This window comes from Streptomyces sp. NPDC001270 (assembly GCF_042896695.1).
Lineage (GTDB): Bacteria > Actinomycetota > Actinomycetes > Streptomycetales > Streptomycetaceae > Streptomyces.
Genome location: NZ_JBIAXM010000021.1, coordinates 43020 through 58165 on the forward strand (window position 1 = coordinate 43020; position 15146 = coordinate 58165).

The following is a 15146-nucleotide window of genomic DNA, read 5'->3' on the forward strand; positions in this document are numbered from 1 at the left end:
CGGCAGCCGCCGGGGTGGAGATCAGCAGCCGCTGAGGTAGTTGGTGAGCGCGCTCTTCTCGGCGGAGTCCACGGAGAGGTTGTAGTAGTACTTCACCTGGACCCAGGCGCGGACGTACGTGCAGCGGTAGGCGGTGCGGGACGGCATCCACTCGGCCGGGTCCTGGTCGCTCTTCGCCTGGTTCACGTTGTCGGTGACGGCGATGAGCTGCGGACGGGTCAGGTCGTTGGCGAACGCCTGCCGCTGGGCGGTGGTCCACTTGCCGGCGCCGGAGTCCCACGCCTCGGCGAGCGGGACGAGGTGGTCGATGTCGAGGTCGGAGGCGGCGGTCCAGGTGGCGCCGTCGTACGGGGAGTACCAGCTGCCGCTGGTGGCGGCGCAGGAGGAGTCGGTGACGACGTTCGAGCCGTCGCGCTTGAGGACCGTCTCGCGGGTGTTGCAGGCGCCGCTGATGGTGATCCAGTGGGGGAAGAGGTCGCGGTTGTAGCCGGTGCGGTTCTCGGTGGCCACGGTGAGCTGGGCGAGGTAGCTGCGGGCGGTGGCGCCGCTGACCGGGGTGGGGAGCGCGGCCGAGGCGGCCGGGGAGTTGAAAAGCGCGACGGAGGCTATGAGAGCGGTGAGTGCGCCGAGTATGCTGATCTGTCGACGCGCGTAGAACCTGGGCATGCGAACTCCCTTGAGGGGTGGGGGTGTTGGTACGCGAGCGAAGGAATGCTCGCGGGCCGGCGTTGCGCTCGGGTGTGCGCCCGGTAAGAAGCTAGTGACGCGTACATGACACGACAAGGTTTACGGTCGAACTTTTCCTCGCGTACGATGGCTGGCGCGAAGGGGAGTAGCTCTACGCCGGGGTCGTCGACACACTGCTCAGCTCGTCTGAGCCGGCGCCCGGAGGCGGACCTCGGAGACGGGGCCGGCCAGCGAGACCTTCGGCAAGCAGTGCACGCCCGTGCCCGACGGCACGGGCGCCACGTGGACTGCCATGCCGGGGTGTCGTGATCGCGAAGCAGGAACACTCTCGGCGGGGCGGCCCCCGACCGATTGAGGAATCTTGATCAGCATCACCGTGACGGCGCTCGTCTTCGGCGTCATCTTCCTCGCCGAGCTACCGGACAAGACCGCGCTGGCCGGCCTCGTCCTCGGCACCCGCTACCGTGCCTCGTACGTCTTCGCGGGCGTCGCCGCCGCCTTCACCCTGCACGTCGTGCTCGCCGTCGCGGCGGGCAGCGTGCTCACCCTGCTGCCGCACCAGATCGTCCAGGCGCTGACCGGTGTCCTCTTCCTCGGCGGCGCGGCGGTGCTGCTGCTGAAGAAGGACGACGGCGAGGAGGACATCCGGCAGCCGGAGAACCAGTCCTTCTGGAAGGTCGCCGGGACGGGCTTCATGCTCATCCTGGTCGCCGAGTTCGGCGACCTCACGCAGATCATGACCGCGAACCTCGCGGCCCGTTACGACAACCCGCTCTCCGTCGGCCTCGGCGCGGTGCTGGCGCTGTGGGCGGTGGCCGGGCTCGGCATCGTCGGCGGAAAGGCGCTGATGAAGCGGGTGCCGCTGACGCTGATCACACGGATCGCGGCCGTGCTGATGCTGGCGCTGGGTGTGTGGAGCCTGTGGGAGGCGGTGGCCTGACGGCAGATCCCGCGGCGGCGCGGTCCGCTGCCGCCGTTCCGCTGCCGCGGGGCGGAGGACGCAGGGCCGCTGCCGCGGGGCCGAGGACGGAGGCCCGAGGACGCAGGTCCGAGGACGGAGGACGCAGGTCCGCTGACGCAGGGCCGAGGACGCAGGGCCGAGGACACAGGTCCGCTGGCGCAGGGCCGAGGAAGCAGGTCCGACGGCGGAGGCCCGAGGACACAGGGCCGCTGGCGCAGGGCCGAGGAAGCAGGTCCGACGGCGGAGGCCCGAGGACACAGGTCCGCTGGCGCAGGGCCGAGGACGCAGGTCCGACGGCGGAGGCCCGAGGACACAGGTCCGCTGGCGCAGGGCCGAGGAAGCAGGTCCCAGGACACCGGACGAACTGAACGTCCGGTGAACGGTCGCGGGGGGTGCTGGCGAGACACCGGAACGGTTTTGTACCGTAGACAAACAAAGTGGCTCCCGTCCGCTTCCCCTGACCGGCGGGCGGGGCCGCCTTGTCCCTCCGGGGGTCCGATCGTCCAGGGGTGTCCTCCGGAACCTCCGGGGGCGACCCCGCGGAACCGCGTCCGTCCCGGGGCCCGCCCCTCCCGATCTTCCGTCCCGCCTGGAGCCGTCGATGCCGCCCACCGTCCTCACCGCCCGCGCCCTGCTGCTCGACATGGACGGCACGCTGGTCAACTCCGACGCCGTCGTCGAACGCATCTGGCGCCGCTGGGCCGAGCGGAACGGACTGGACGGCGACGAGGTGATGAAGGTCGCGCACGGGCGGCAGGGGCACGCCTCGATGGCCCTGCTGCTGCCCGACCGGTCCGTCGAGCAGAACCTCGCCGACAACGCCCGCATGCTGGCGGAGGAGACCGCCGACGTGGACGGCGTCATCGAGATCCCGGGCGCGGGCGCCTTCCTGCGGGCCCTGCACGGGCTGCCGCACGCCCTCGTGACCTCGGCCGACGTCGCCCTGTCCACGGCGCGGATGGCCGCGGCGGGACTGGACCTGCCGGAGGTCAGGATCACCGCCGAATCGGTCGGCGCGAGCAAGCCCGACCCGGAGGGCTTCCTGAAGGGCGCCGCGGAACTCGGTGTCGCGCCCGCCGACTGCCTGGTCTTCGAGGACTCCGGCGCCGGCATCGCCGCGGGCCGCGCCGCGGGCATGCGGGTCGTGGGCGTGGGGCCGCGCGCCGAGGCGCACGGGCCGGACGTCGTCGTGAACGACCTGACCGGGGTCCGCCCGGAGCAGGCGGCGGACGGCACGATCCGGGTGCACATCGGCTGACCGTGCCCACCGGCCGGGGTGCGGGCAGGGTCCATCAGACCATCAGAAGGGCCTTAGTCGCCGCCGCCGCCGCTACTACTACTACCGCGCCGTCGGTTCTTCTCGGCAAACCGCAGCAGTTCGCCCGCGCCAAGGGTCAGCGCCGCCACCGCCCGGACCCACCGCGGCCCGCCGCGCTGCGCCCAGACCACACACCCGCACCCGGCGACGACGAACACCAGGACACCGAGCAGTACAACGATCATGTTCCCCGCCTCTGTTCACCTACGACGCGCGCCATCCTGGCAGATCGGGTACCGGCATGGCTGCGGCCGGGCAGCGATGCAAGCGACGCACTCCGCGGGCAGGCGGCGAAGCGCAGTTGAGTGCCTGTAGTGACGGGGGATGCGTCTGTAGTGACGGCGACGCGCCGGTGGTGACGGCGGACCGTCGCTCCGCCCGCGTCAGTGCGCCCAGGCGTCGGGGCCGCCACCCCGCCACTCGATCAGCTCGGACCTGACCACATCCATCTCGTCCCAGCCCTGAAGTCCCGCCTGCTGCATGAACCGGGCGATGTCCTGCACGCTGAACGCCCGGCCCAGGATCTCCCCGTCCACCCGCACCCGCCGCCCGCCGTCCTCGTCGGGCGGGTAGATCACCACAGGTCTCGTGCCGGCCATACCCACCACCCTCTCCCGTCGCACGGAGCGGCGCACAGCGAATCACAGCCGGCCGCAGCGGGCCGCAGCGGGCCGCAGCGGGCCGCTTGGAGAACTGATCCGGAGAAGATACGGAAAAGGCCCCTGCGGTTCGGCGAATCAACGCGGCCCCGGACTGCGCCCTTCGGGGATATGCACACATACGCACCGGCTATACATTCCATCTATACATTACGTGTATACGCATCGCGTACAGTCCTGCCGCATGGCCACCGCTTACATTCTGCCGATCAAGACGGCAGCTGCTCTTTTCCCGCTGCTGGCGCTCTTGTTACTGCTGCCGACGGCCGTCGTCGTCTACCGCCGGCACGGCGTGATGTCCCCGGGCAGGACGCTGTCGCTCTACGGCTTCCTCTACTACCTGCTGACTGCCTACTGCCTGACGATCGTGCCGCTGCCGAAGAAGACAGCCGACATGTGTGAGCGGTTCGTGCTGGTGGCCCATCCGCAGTTGAGGCCCGGAAACACCTTCAGCGACATCTGGAAGGAGGCGGACCACAAGATCGGGCTCGATGCGCTGGTCCTCCAGAACCCCGCCGTCGCCGGAACCGTCTTCAACCTGCTGCTGCTCGTGCCGCTCGGCATCTTCCTGCGCTATCACTTCGGGCGCTCGCTGCACACCACCGCCTGGACCGGCCTCGCCGTCGCGCTGTCCTTCGAGTTGACGCAGTGGACCGGGGTCTGGGGCCTCTACGACTGCCCGTACCGCCTCTTCGACGTGGACGACCTGATCGTCAACACCTCGGGGGCAGTGGTCGGCTGGCTGCTGGCCGGTCCGATAGCGCGGCTGCTCCCCACGCTGGAGACGCTGGACGGACGGGCGCTGGCGGCCCGCCCGGTACCGTTCGGACGCCGGCTGACGGCGCTCGTCGTCGACGTGGCCGGGTATGTCGCCGCCTCGGTGTTCATCACCGCCGTGCTGACGTTTCAGGGCGCGACGCCCTCGCTCTGGATACCCGTCGCGGTCTTCGTGGCCTGGTTCGTCCTCCTGCCGCTGGTGACCGGCACGACACCCGGCAAACGGCTGTTGCTGCTGCGGCTGGTGGCCGATGGCGGCGGTCCGCTCGTGGTGGGGCGGCTGGCCCTGCGAGCGCTCCTGCTCGGGCTGTTGGTGCTGCCCTTCCTGGCGGGGCTGTTCCTGGCCATGCTGACCCTGCTGGCCGGGCCCATACCGTCCGACCTGCTCGCCGGCGTCCAGGACGCGGGCGCCCAGGGTGCGGCGGAGGTCCTCTTCGCACTCGACCCCCTCGAACTGCTCGCGGTGATGACCAGTGTCACGCTGCTCGCCATCTGCGCGCGGACCACCTTGCGCCACCCGCACCGGCTCGCCCCGCACGACCACATCTCGGGCATCCGCAACACCACGCTGCCACACGCCCGCGCGAGGCAGGCCGCCGCAAAGGCGGACGGGCGAGCGGACGGCGGGACGGATGGCGGGATGGGTGGCAAAGCGGACGAGCCGGCCGACGGCCCGGCGGATGACCGGGCGGGCGACGGGGAAGGCGAGGACGACCAGACAGGCAACGGGGAGGGCAAGGACGACCGGGCAAGCGACCCGGCGGACGACCGGCCCGCTCGGGTCCCGGTGGAGCGGACGGCCGAGGACGCGTCGACGGAGCCGCAGAACTCCGCCACCGCCGGCTCACGCTAGAGCCAGAGGCAGCCCGGCCGGACCGGCACGGCGTTGGAGCGTGAACGGCGGGCCCGCGGGCCCGCGGGCCCGCGATCAGTGCGCCGGCCGGATACGGGTTTGCGGCACAGCCCCTCGGGCAATGTAGGCTGTCGACCCGTCCCGGGTGCGTAGCTCAGGGGTAGAGCGCCTGCCTTACAAGCAGGATGTCGGCGGTTCGAAACCGTCCGCGCCCACCGGTGACAAGACCCTGGCCGGCTAGGGTTTGCGGCCCCTCGGAGTGATCTTCGAGGGGCCGTTTCGCGTGACCGGTCGAGGCCGCATCCGGCCGGGCGAGGTGCCCAGCGTGGACGCCGGGCGGGTGGCCGGGCGGGGCGCCGGGGGCTAACCCCACCTCGGATGCGGTAGTGGGCTGGATCGTGATGGTGCGCGGGGCTGCATACGGTCGTGGAGTTCCCAGCGTCCGGCCCAGGGGGAGTCCCCGTCATGACCCGTATCGTTCCCGCCCGCGCGGCCGCCGTCGTCGGCGGCGTCGTGGTGCTCGTCGCCACCGCCACCGCCTGCGGCGGCTCCGCCGCGGACGACAAGAATCCCGCGCACCGCTCCTTCGCGCTGCACGGACGCACCCTCACCGTCGACTCCGACGACTCGTCGCTGGAGATCGTCGCCGCGGACTCGGCCGAGGCCGGCACGGTGAAGGTCACCCGCTGGTTCCACGGGTCGGTCCTCATCGGCAGCGACCCGCGGGTGACCTGGTCGATGAAGGACGACCGGCTGGTGCTGCGGATGAAGTGCTCCGGCATCGTCGCCAGCTGCTCGGCCAAGCACCGCGTCGAGGTGCCGCGCGGGATCGCCGTCAAGGTGACGGACGGCGACGGCAGCGTGCGGGCGCAGGGCTTCAAGGAGGCGCTGGACATCCGTACGCACGACGGCTCCGTGCACGTCACCGACTCCACCGGCCCGCTGGAGCTGCGTACGGACGACGGCTCCGTGCACGCGGAGGTGTCCTCGCCCCGGGTGCGGGCGACCTCCCACGACGGCTCGGTCCACCTCCGGCTGGGCGCCGTGCCCGACCTGGTGGACACCCGCACCGACGACGGCTCCGTCACCATCGGCCTGCCCCACGCCGCGTACCGGGTGACGACCGGCGCGGACGACGGCTCGGTCGACGTGTCCGTGCCGCGCGACGACTCCAGCGCCCATTCGGTCACCGCCCGCACCCACGACGGAAAGATCACGGTACGAACCGCGAACTGACCGGCCCGTGTGTTCGTCCTTCACGGGTGGGAGAATGACACCACCGAGGACGCGGCGCAGCACGGGAGAGGGATGTGACGGCGACACCGGCGACGACACCATCGCAGCCGTACCCGCCGTTCGCCCGGCCCAGGCGCGGTTCCTTGGTCCTCCGGGACGTCCTCACCCTGGTGGGCCTGCCGCTGCTCGCCGTCCTCGCGGTGCCCGCGGCGTACGCCGGCGGCGGCACCCGGCGCTGGTTCGGCGGGCGGGCGGACAGCCAGCGGGCCCAGGCGCAGGCCGCGAAGGACGCCGCGGCGGCCGCGTTCTACGAACTCGACACGGCCCAGCGTGACCTCAGGATCTCCATCGAGACGATCACGGCCGTGGACGACTCCCCCGCCGCCCGGCGCGCCGTCACCGACTTCGAGGCGATCAGCCGGCGCATCGACGAGGCGAGCCACCGTTACATCGAGGCCGTCGACGCCCACGACCTCGACCGGGACGATCTGGAGGCGTCCGCCGCCTCCCGGGCACGCGGCGAGCTGACCGGCGCCAAGGAGGAACTGGTCCGCGTCAAGCAGGAGCTGGACCGGTTCGGCGAGGGGCTCGGGCCGCTGCTCGGCAAGGCCGAGACCCAGCTGGCCCGGATCGCACCCGCCGTGGAGCGGGCCCGGCAGGCGCTGCTCGCCGCCTCGAACGCGCTGGACGCCGTCCGCGGGACCGGGCTGACGGCGGACGACCTCGCCGCCCGGCTCGCCGCCCTCTCCCCCGAGCTGACCAAGCTGAACCAGGGCGCCGGGCAGCACGGAGTGCAGCCGACGCTTGAGCGGGCCGAGCGGGTGGCGCGGGAGGCCGAGGCGATCCGGGCCGAGGCGGAGCGGCTGCCGGAGAAGGCCGCCGAGATCGATCACCGGCTGGTGAGTCTGCGGACCCGCGCACAGGCCCTGACCACCCGGGCCGGACAGGTCGACCCGATCCTGAGCGAGCTGCGCCGCCGTTTCGTGGCGGCCTGCTGGCAGGACCTCCAGCAGGTGCCCGCGCAGGCCGCCGAGAACGTACGGCAGGCCGAGCAGAAGCTGCGGGAGGCGGGGGCCGCCCGGGACGCGCAGCGCTGGCCGGACGCCGGGTCGCTGCTGTCGACCGTACGGGCGCTGCTGAACAGCACGGACGAGGCGGTGTCGGCGGCCGGTGACCGGCTGACCCGGCTGAACGCCGTGCAGAAGGACCCGCAGCAGGAGATCGAGCGGACCCGGTTCGCGATCCGGGACGCGCAGCGGCTGGCCATGACGGGCCGGTCGACCCCGGATCCGCGGGACGCCAGGCCGCTGGACGACTCGGTGGCGCGGCTGGAACGGGCGATCGGCACTCTGGAGGGGCGCCACCCCGACTACTGGCACTTCCTGACCGAGACCGAGGCGGTGCGGCAGACGGTGGCGCGTGTGGTCTCCCGCATCCGCGGGGAACGCGGCACGACCGGCCACTGAGACGAGGCGTTTGCCGGTAGGGCCGGCTGGGCGGATATTGGGTGATATGTAGGCCCGTCCGACACGCCCAGGGAGGCGGACATGGCCACGCACTCACCGCCCCCGGCGCGTCGCCGGATCCACTTCGACGAACAGTTGCCCCTCCACCACCGGCTGAACCGGGTCTACCGGATCGGTGCGGGGTTGATGGGTCTGTTCCTGGTGGCCTTCGGCATCCTCGGCCTCGCCAACCACTTCGGCTTCTTCGACACCGGCGGGGGCAGCACGCTGGGCCTGAACACCAACGGCGCGCTCAGCGTCCTGTCGATCTGCGTCGGCGTGCTGCTGTTCGTCGGCATGGTGATCGGCGGGAACCTCGCGTCCACGCTGAACATGGCGTTCGGACTCCTGTTCCTGCTCAGCGGCTTCGTGCACCTCGCACTGCTGGAGACGGGCTACAACTACCTCGCCTTCAAGATCCAGAACGTGCTGTTCAGCTTCGTGGTCGGCATCCTGCTGATGGTGTTCGGGATGTACGGCAGGGTCGGCTCGACGCTGCCGCACGACAGCCCGTACTGGCGGGCCCGCCACCCCGAGGAGGCCGAACTGGAGGCCCGCAGGGCCGGCACGACGCACGGAGCGGACGCGCCGGAACTGGAACAGCGGAGCAGAGGGCCGGGCACGACGCCCCGGATGTAGCGCCGCGGCGGATGCGGCGCCGGCGGCCGGCGGGCTTGCCGTAGGTGATGGGCTCGGCCAAAGGCAGCGGCCGCGCATGCGGCACGGCGGCGCAAAGAACCGGCGGAGGTCTCGGCCGCCGGTGGCCGCGCCGGTTAACCTGAGCGTATGCCTCGCTACGAGTACCGCTGCCGGAGCTGCGGCGACACCTTCGAACTGAACCGTCCGATGGCCCAGTCGGCCGCCCCCGCCGTCTGCCCCGCGGGCCACGACGACACGGTGAAGCTGCTGTCGACCGTGGCCGTGGGCGGCTCGGCGGCCGCGCCGTCCGCCGCGCCCCGGGCCGGTGCCGGGGGCGGGGGCGGCGGTGGCTGCTGCGGCGGGGGTTGCTGCGGCTGACGCCCCCGAACGGGCCGGCAGGGCTACGAGCCCTGCTGAGCCGTCCGCAGGAACTCCCGCAGGATGCGCTCCCCGGCCAGTACCCCGCGGTCCGGCAGGGCGCTGACCGCGGGCGCCGTCCAGCCGGAATCGGCCAGTTCCCCGTGTCCGGGCCGCCAGCCGCGGTCCGCCGCGAGCAGCAGATCGGCGTCGAGCAGCGAGTCACCGGCGGCCAGCGTCAGCTCGGCACCGGTACGGCGGGCGATCTCGCGCACGGCCGCGCTCTTGGTCAGCGGCTTCGGCACGGCGTAGATCTTGCGGCCCTGGAGGGAGACCGTCCAGCCCCGGCTCTCGGCCCACACGGCGAGTTCCTTCACCCAGTCCTCGGGCAGCAGCTCGCGCTCGACGACCAGATAGGCGAACAGGTCGTCGGCGACCCGGTGCTTGCGCGCCCACGCCGGGTCCGCGGTCTCGGCGAGGTATGCCCGCACCTCGTCCAGCGGTGCGCACTCGTCGGCGAGCCGCGCCGTCACCCGCGCGTGCCAGTCGGGGTCGGACACGCCGTCCACCAGCAGGTGCCCGCCATTGGCGCAGACCGCGTACGTCGGCGCCGGGCCCGGCAGGTTGATGCGCAGATACTGCTTGCGGGTCCGGGTGGTGGTCGGCACGAACACGGCCGCGTCCCCCAGCTCGGTGAGCAGCCGGGCCGCGGTCTCCGTCAGATAGGACAACGGCTTGCTCTCGTGCACCTCCACGCACAGCAGCCGGGGCGCGCGGGCGTCCGGCATGGTCAGCGCGAGGGCCGCCGCGGAGTAGATCAGGGTGCGGTCGAGGTCGCTGGCCACGAGCACCGGCATCAGACCGTCACCGCCTTGCCGTCGGCGCCGGTGGCGCCCCGCGTGTACTTGGGGTGGATCAACCCCATGCAGGTGTACGGGAGTCCGTCGACCTCCTCGACCGGTACGCCGCGCTGCTCGGCCAGCAGCCGTACGTGGTCCAGGTCGGCGCCCGCGCCGGACCGGGCGAGGATCTTCCACGGCACCCGGCGCAGCAGCACCCGGGTGGTCTCGCCCACGCCCGGCTTGACCAGGTTCACGTCGTGGATGCCGTACTCCTCGCTGATCCGCTCGACCGCGGCCCAGCCCGCCCAGCTCGGGGTGCGGTCGGTGGCGGCCAGCTCCTTCACCGCCGTGGCCACCGCGTCCGTGACCTCGGGGAAGCATCCGGAGACCGCGTCCAGGAAGGCCACCGAGACATCCGAGCCGGCGAGTTCGCGGTAGAACTTCGCGCCGTGGAAGTCGTGCGGCCCGACCAGGTCGGCACGCAGGACCGTACGCGAGATCAGGCCGGACACCGTGGAGTTGAGGCAGGCGGACGGGATGAGGAAGTCCTCGCGGGTGCCGTAGGTCCGGACGCAGGAGCCCGGGTCGGCCAGTACCGCGATCTCCGGGGAGAAGCCGGTGATGCCGTCGGACTCCTCGAACTCCCAGATCGCCGAGGCGAGTTCACGGGTGATGGCGCCCTTGCCGGTCCAGCCGTCGACGAAGACGACGTCCCGCGGGTCGTGGTGGGCAGCGAGCCAGCGCAGCGCGTTGGCGTCGATGCCCCGGCCGCGCACGATCGACACGGCGTAGTGCGGCAGGTCGACCCCGTGCCGGAAGCGCGCCCAGCGGCGCATCAGCACGCCGACCGGGGTGCCCGCGCGGGCCAGGGAGACCAGGACCGGGCGGGGGGTGGGGGTCCCCCCGTTCGAGCGAAGCCGAGAGTGGGGGAGTTCGGCGAGGACCGTCTCGGTGACCACGCCGACGGCACGCGCCAGCCGGCCGGCGGTGGCGTCGAGGGCCGCCTGGAACAGCTCCTGGTACTGCTCGCTCGGCTGGTACTCGACCGGCAGCGACTCGGCGTAGTGCGCGCCGCCGCTCTGGATGGCCTCCTCGCGCTCCTCGGTCGGCGCCTCCAGCGTCACGTCCGAGAGGTCCTGGAGCAGCCAGCCGACCTCGTCGGGCGCGTACGAGGAGAAGGCGGGGCCGCGCAGCGGCTCGGACAGCATGGCGGATTTCTCCTCGCAGGAGGCGGGGACGTACAGGGGCTCGGGAACGTACGACGGGACGACGGCGAGCAGGACGTGCGGGGCGTGCGCGCCCAGCCGGGCCAACAGGCCGTCGGGGGCGTGCAGTTCGGGGGTGTCGGCCACCGAGTCGACGACGGCCACGACAGTGTCGAAGCCGCCGCCCGCCACGTTGTAGGCGTAGCGCTCGCCAGGGCCGTCGGCCGGGCCGTCGTGGGCGGGGAAGACGAGGCGGCTGCGTATCGCGTAGCCGGGGTCGTCGACCGCGAGGACGGGCGAGCGGGTGGTGGTGGAGTAGCGCACCTCGGCGCCGACGACCTGCTCCAGTTCGCGGGCGAGCCGCAGCGGCGCGTACATCAGCTCCTCGAAGCCGAGGACCAGGACGCGCCGGGCGCCCGTGGGCAGGGCCTCGGCGACCCGGGCGGCCATGGCGGGCAGGGCCCGCTCCAGACGGGCGCGGTGCACGGGCGTGAATCCGTGCCGTCCGCCGTCGGGCAGCCCGTGCGGCCAACGCAACTCCACCCGCCCGGCCTGACCCCGCCCCACCCACTCGGACACGGCGGCGACGCTGAAGGGGACCGTGAGCCCGGCGGGCACGGGAGCGCCGGGGACGGCGACAGGGCTGGCGACGACGGGGCCGGCGGTGACGGGGGCGGTCACCCGGCTGGTAAAGCCGGGGGCGGGGCCGGCGGTGACGGGAGCCGTCACGGGGCCGGCGGCGGCATCGGGGGCGGGGGCGGCGTCGGATTCGGCGGTGCCCTGGTCGGCGACTTCACCGGCATCGGCATCGGCACCGGCACCGGCATCGGCATCGGCATCGGCATCGGCATCGGCATCGGCATCCGAAGGAGTACCGTCCGGCGCGGAGCGGTTCGGCGCGGGCGGGGCGTGGCGGGCGACCAGTTCGCGGCCCTTTTCCAGGACCCCGGCCGGGAGGCGCAGCGCGCCCGAGGCGGTGGCGACCAGGTCCACGCGGGTGTCCGTCTCCCGGGCGAAGTCCGCCAGCCGCGCGCGGTCGGCCGAGGCGCGCATGTCGACCAGGGCGACCACCACATAACGTCGGCGCGGATAGCGTTCGTGCAGGTCGCGAAGGGTGTTCAGGACCGTGTTGCCGGTGGAGAACTCGTCGTCGACGAGCACCAGCGGGCCGTCGCCGACCAGCAGCGTCGGATCCTCCGGCAGCAGCAGGTGCGTGGTGGCGTGCGAGTGGGTCTCCTCGAAACCGCCGGCCCGGGCCACCCCCGGCACCGGGCGGCGGGTGGAGTGCAGGTACGGGGCGAGCGCCAGGCCGTCGGCGACCGAGTGGCCGAGCCCGGTGGCGGTCTCCGCGTAGCCGACGACGACCGCGGCGGCGGACTCTTCCTCGCCCAGCAGTTCCCGCACCCGGCGGCCGAGGGCGACCCCGTGGCCGTACACCACGGCCGGCGACTGCGGTACGTGCTTGCCCAGGACGTTGGAGACGAGCAGGTGCGCCCGCTTGGGATTGCGGCGCAGGGCGAGCCCGAGCAGGCCGTGCAGCGCGTCGTCGCCCGTCAGCTCGACACCGAGCCGCTCGGTGACCCAGCTGCCGGACCACGCCCCGGCGCTCGCCGCGGAGCGCGTGGGGTGCGGGGGATGCTGGGAGTGCGGGGGCCCGGGAGGCCCAGGGGGGCCAGGGGGCATTGGGGTGGTGGGTTTCATGGGGTCCATGGGGTTCCTTGTGGCGGGCGCTCAGCCGGGTATGCCGGCGGCGAGCAGCTCCACGAAGCCGACGTCCTCGTTGGCGACGCCGAACGCCTCGGCACGCAGCAGGGTGCGCTCGGCCCAGGCGCGGTGCGGCTTCACCTCGTTCATCTTGTTCGTGTAGGCCGACCGGAGTACACCTCCGCCGCCACGTTCCGGCCGCAGGATGTCCTGCGCGTCACTGAACTCCTCGTGACTGACCACGGACAGTGCGTGCACGGGAAGCACATGGGAGGGGTGGATGCAGGTCTTGCCGAGCAGACCGTTGGCCTGGTCCAGGGAGATCTCCCGCAGCAGCCCGTCCATCGCGTGCTCGATGAGCCTCTCACGCAACTCGACGGCCTGCCCCTCCAGGAACGGACTGCTGCGCAGCATCGGCTTGAACATGCGCTCCGGGACCCGGAAGTACTCCCACACCGGGCCGGTGACCGTGAAGCCGGTGCCGTCCGCGCGCCCGAGCATGTTGACCACGTCGGCGATCACGGAGGCCACGATCTGGACATCGTACGCCGTCATGTCGGGCGCCCGGCGCAGCCCGTACGAGGAGCAGAAGTCGGTCACGCCGAGGCGCAGGGCGAGCACCCGGTCGCGGTACTTGTCGACCGCGCGGAAGATCCCCTCCAGGGCCTGCACCCGGGACTCCCGGTACAGCAGCTCCGGCGACTCCAGGACCGGCATCGCGAACAGCCGTCTGCCGCTGGCCGTCTCGGCGCTCGCCAGCGCCTCCAGGAAGAGGAGCCCGCGCTCCCCGGTGAACTTCGGCAGGACGAAGCCGGACAGCAGGCGGATGCTCGCGCCGAGCCGCCGCGCCAGGTCGGGGATCTGGTCGGGGACGCGGACCCGGATGAACAGCAGTGGCAGCTGCGCCTCCGGCCGGGACGCCAGGTCGGCGAACTGCCGGACGAGGTTCTCCTCGCCGGCCACGACATCCGCGTCGTCGATCGAGTCCTCCAGGCACAGCACCATCGAGACCACGCCGAGTCCGGCCTGCTTGACGATGTCGTCGGCGAGCCGCGGCCTGGTGGCCGGGCTGTACAGCGTGGCGCCCAGAGCCGCGGAGAGCAGCCGGGCCGAGGAGTCGGCGGTGAACTCGCACGGCTCCTGGTGAAAGAGGCGCTGCCGCTCCTCAGGGGCGATGTGCCCGAAATGACGCATAAAACTCCCCCGTGGCGCAAGGTGATCCTGTCGAGTCCTTGAAAGGGTGGCCGGTAATAGTACGTAGGGATTCATGCCCGAGGTTCCCGTCGGGCATGAACTTCAGGTAACCCGACCGTGTCAGGCACCGCCACCCCCGCATTGTCGTGACCGACCCCCGCATTGTCGTGACCAGGTCCGAGAGGGCAGGATGACCGCATGACGCACGCGATGCTGAAAGGGTCGAACGTCCCGCTGGAGGCCACGACGGTACGTGCCGTGCTGCGCTGGTCGTCCGGGCAGGGAATCCCCGACGTCGACGCCTCGGCGCTGCTCCTCGGCCCCGACGGTCGTGTGCGTTCCGACGAGGACTTCGTCTTCTACAACCAGCCCCGGCACCCCTCCGGGAAGGTGTGGCGACTCGGCAAGAAGCGGGTCACCGAGGGCCTCACCGACACGATCCAGACAGATCTGTCGGGTGTCGACCCCGCTGTGAGCCGGATTCTCCTGGTCGCTTCGGCGGACGGCGTCACCTTCGACCGCGTACAGTCGCTGCGCATTCTGCTGTACGACGCGACGGCCGGCGACGGTGAGGCGTTGGCGTACTTCGACGTCAAGCCGGAGACCGGTGCGGAGACGGCCCTGATCTGCGGCGAGTTGTACCGGCGCGGCGAGGGCTGGAAGTTCCGTGCCCTGGGCGAGGGCTACTCGAACGGTCTCAAGGGCCTGGCCGTGGACTTCGGCATCTCGGTGGACGAGTCGGGCGCGGGCCAGGATTCCGGTTCGCGGGCGCCGGAGATCTCCCGGCCGCTGCCTCCGGAGCAGCCGACGGTGCCGGCTGCGCCTGCGGTTCCGCCTGCGGCTGGGGCTGGGGTTCCGGCCACGGCCGCGGTTCCGGCCCAGCCGGCGGGCGCGGTGCCGGCCCAGGCCGCGTACGGGTATCCGCAGTCGACGTCTGCGCAGTCTGCGTACGGGTATCCGCAGGCGGAGTCGTCGCAGCCGGCGTACGGGTATCCGCCGCCGGTGGCGGCGGGGCCGGGGCCAGGGCCGGATGTGCGGTTGCCGCCGCAGGGGCCGCAGTTCATCAGCCGGTAGCCTGCGGCGGGCCTGGGGGCGGGGGGCCGGGGGGCCGGGGGCGTTGTCGGGTGGGCGCGGGTGCGTCCTGGCTGGTCGCGCAGTTCCCCGCGCCCCTATAGGGGGATCCGTCGTCCGGTCGGTGCGGGTGCGTCG

At 72.3% G+C, this 15146-nt stretch carries 14 protein-coding genes and 1 tRNA gene; 9 read left to right on the forward strand and 6 right to left on the reverse strand.

All coding sequences use genetic code 11. The features are described from left to right. Window positions 1–21: 21 nt before the first annotated feature. Window positions 22–666 (reverse strand): HNH endonuclease family protein, encoded by a 645-nt coding sequence (locus ACFY2B_RS30300; RefSeq protein ID WP_390766256.1) that lies wholly within the window; start codon window positions 664–666, stop codon window positions 22–24. Window positions 667–1048: 382 nt separating this feature from the next. Between ACFY2B_RS30300 and ACFY2B_RS30305 the strand changes: the two genes are divergently transcribed. Together ACFY2B_RS30305 and ACFY2B_RS30310 are read left to right on the forward strand one after the other, a co-directional pair. Beyond that, window positions 1049–1627 carry a TMEM165/GDT1 family protein gene (locus tag ACFY2B_RS30305; RefSeq protein WP_376526009.1) on the forward strand — a complete coding sequence of 193 codons (579 nt, stop codon included), beginning with the start codon at window positions 1049–1051 and terminating at the stop codon, window positions 1625–1627. Window positions 1628–2249: 622 nt separating this feature from the next. Further along, on the forward strand, window positions 2250–2906 hold the full coding sequence (locus tag ACFY2B_RS30310) for an HAD-IA family hydrolase (RefSeq protein ID WP_390766257.1): 657 nt from the start codon (window positions 2250–2252) through the stop codon (window positions 2904–2906). A 53-nt stretch (window positions 2907–2959) separates the two neighbouring features. Here the strand turns inward: ACFY2B_RS30310 and ACFY2B_RS30315 are convergent, their stop codons facing one another. Together ACFY2B_RS30315 and ACFY2B_RS30320 are read right to left on the reverse strand one after the other, a co-directional pair. After that, window positions 2960–3151, reverse strand: coding sequence for a hypothetical protein (locus ACFY2B_RS30315; RefSeq protein WP_390766258.1), 192 nt, complete (start codon window positions 3149–3151; stop codon window positions 2960–2962). Window positions 3152–3349: 198 nt separating this feature from the next. Beyond that, a complete protein-coding gene (locus tag ACFY2B_RS30320; RefSeq protein WP_389009508.1) occupies window positions 3350–3565 on the reverse strand; it encodes a hypothetical protein in 216 nt (71 codons plus the stop codon). Between the two features lie 244 nt (window positions 3566–3809). Between ACFY2B_RS30320 and ACFY2B_RS30325 the strand changes: the two genes are divergently transcribed. From ACFY2B_RS30325 to ACFY2B_RS30350, 6 genes are all read left to right on the forward strand, one after another. Then, entirely contained in the window at window positions 3810–5255 is a 1446-nt protein-coding gene (locus tag ACFY2B_RS30325) for a VanZ family protein (RefSeq protein ID WP_390766259.1), read from the forward strand. A gap of 143 nt (window positions 5256–5398) precedes the next feature. Continuing rightward, window positions 5399–5470 (forward strand) — tRNA-Val (locus tag ACFY2B_RS30330). A gap of 250 nt (window positions 5471–5720) precedes the next feature. After that, the gene (locus ACFY2B_RS30335; protein ID WP_390766260.1) at window positions 5721–6491 is read left to right on the forward strand and encodes a DUF4097 family beta strand repeat-containing protein; all 771 of its coding nucleotides are present in this window, start codon (window positions 5721–5723) and stop codon (window positions 6489–6491) included. Window positions 6492–6565: 74 nt separating this feature from the next. Next, window positions 6566–7957 carry a hypothetical protein gene (locus tag ACFY2B_RS30340; RefSeq protein ID WP_390766261.1) on the forward strand — a complete coding sequence of 464 codons (1392 nt, stop codon included), beginning with the start codon at window positions 6566–6568 and terminating at the stop codon, window positions 7955–7957. Window positions 7958–8038: 81 nt separating this feature from the next. Then, window positions 8039–8635 carry a DUF4383 domain-containing protein gene (locus ACFY2B_RS30345; protein ID WP_390766262.1) on the forward strand — a complete coding sequence of 199 codons (597 nt, stop codon included), beginning with the start codon at window positions 8039–8041 and terminating at the stop codon, window positions 8633–8635. A 147-nt stretch (window positions 8636–8782) separates the two neighbouring features. Then, window positions 8783–9013, forward strand: a complete 231-nt coding sequence (locus ACFY2B_RS30350) for a zinc ribbon domain-containing protein (protein WP_390766263.1) — start codon at window positions 8783–8785, stop codon at window positions 9011–9013. Between the two features lie 23 nt (window positions 9014–9036). Here ACFY2B_RS30350 and ACFY2B_RS30355 read toward each other — a convergent pair whose 3' ends face one another. Genes ACFY2B_RS30355 through ACFY2B_RS30365 form a run of 3 tightly spaced genes read right to left on the reverse strand, consistent with a single transcriptional unit; the run spans window position 9037 to window position 13937 of the window. Then, window positions 9037–9849, reverse strand: a complete 813-nt coding sequence (locus tag ACFY2B_RS30355) for an HAD family hydrolase (protein ID WP_390766264.1) — start codon at window positions 9847–9849, stop codon at window positions 9037–9039. Continuing rightward, window positions 9849–12749 (reverse strand): phosphoribosyltransferase, encoded by a 2901-nt coding sequence (locus tag ACFY2B_RS30360; protein WP_390766265.1) that lies wholly within the window; start codon window positions 12747–12749, stop codon window positions 9849–9851. Before ACFY2B_RS30360 ends, ACFY2B_RS30355 begins: the two co-directional genes overlap by 1 nt. Window positions 12750–12770: 21 nt before the next feature. Further along, window positions 12771–13937, reverse strand: coding sequence for an HpcH/HpaI aldolase/citrate lyase family protein (locus ACFY2B_RS30365; RefSeq protein WP_390766266.1), 1167 nt, complete (start codon window positions 13935–13937; stop codon window positions 12771–12773). Window positions 13938–14135: 198 nt separating this feature from the next. Between ACFY2B_RS30365 and ACFY2B_RS30370 the strand changes: the two genes are divergently transcribed. Beyond that, entirely contained in the window at window positions 14136–15011 is an 876-nt protein-coding gene (locus tag ACFY2B_RS30370; protein ID WP_390766267.1) for a TerD family protein, read from the forward strand. The last annotated feature ends 135 nt before the right edge of the window (window positions 15012–15146 follow it).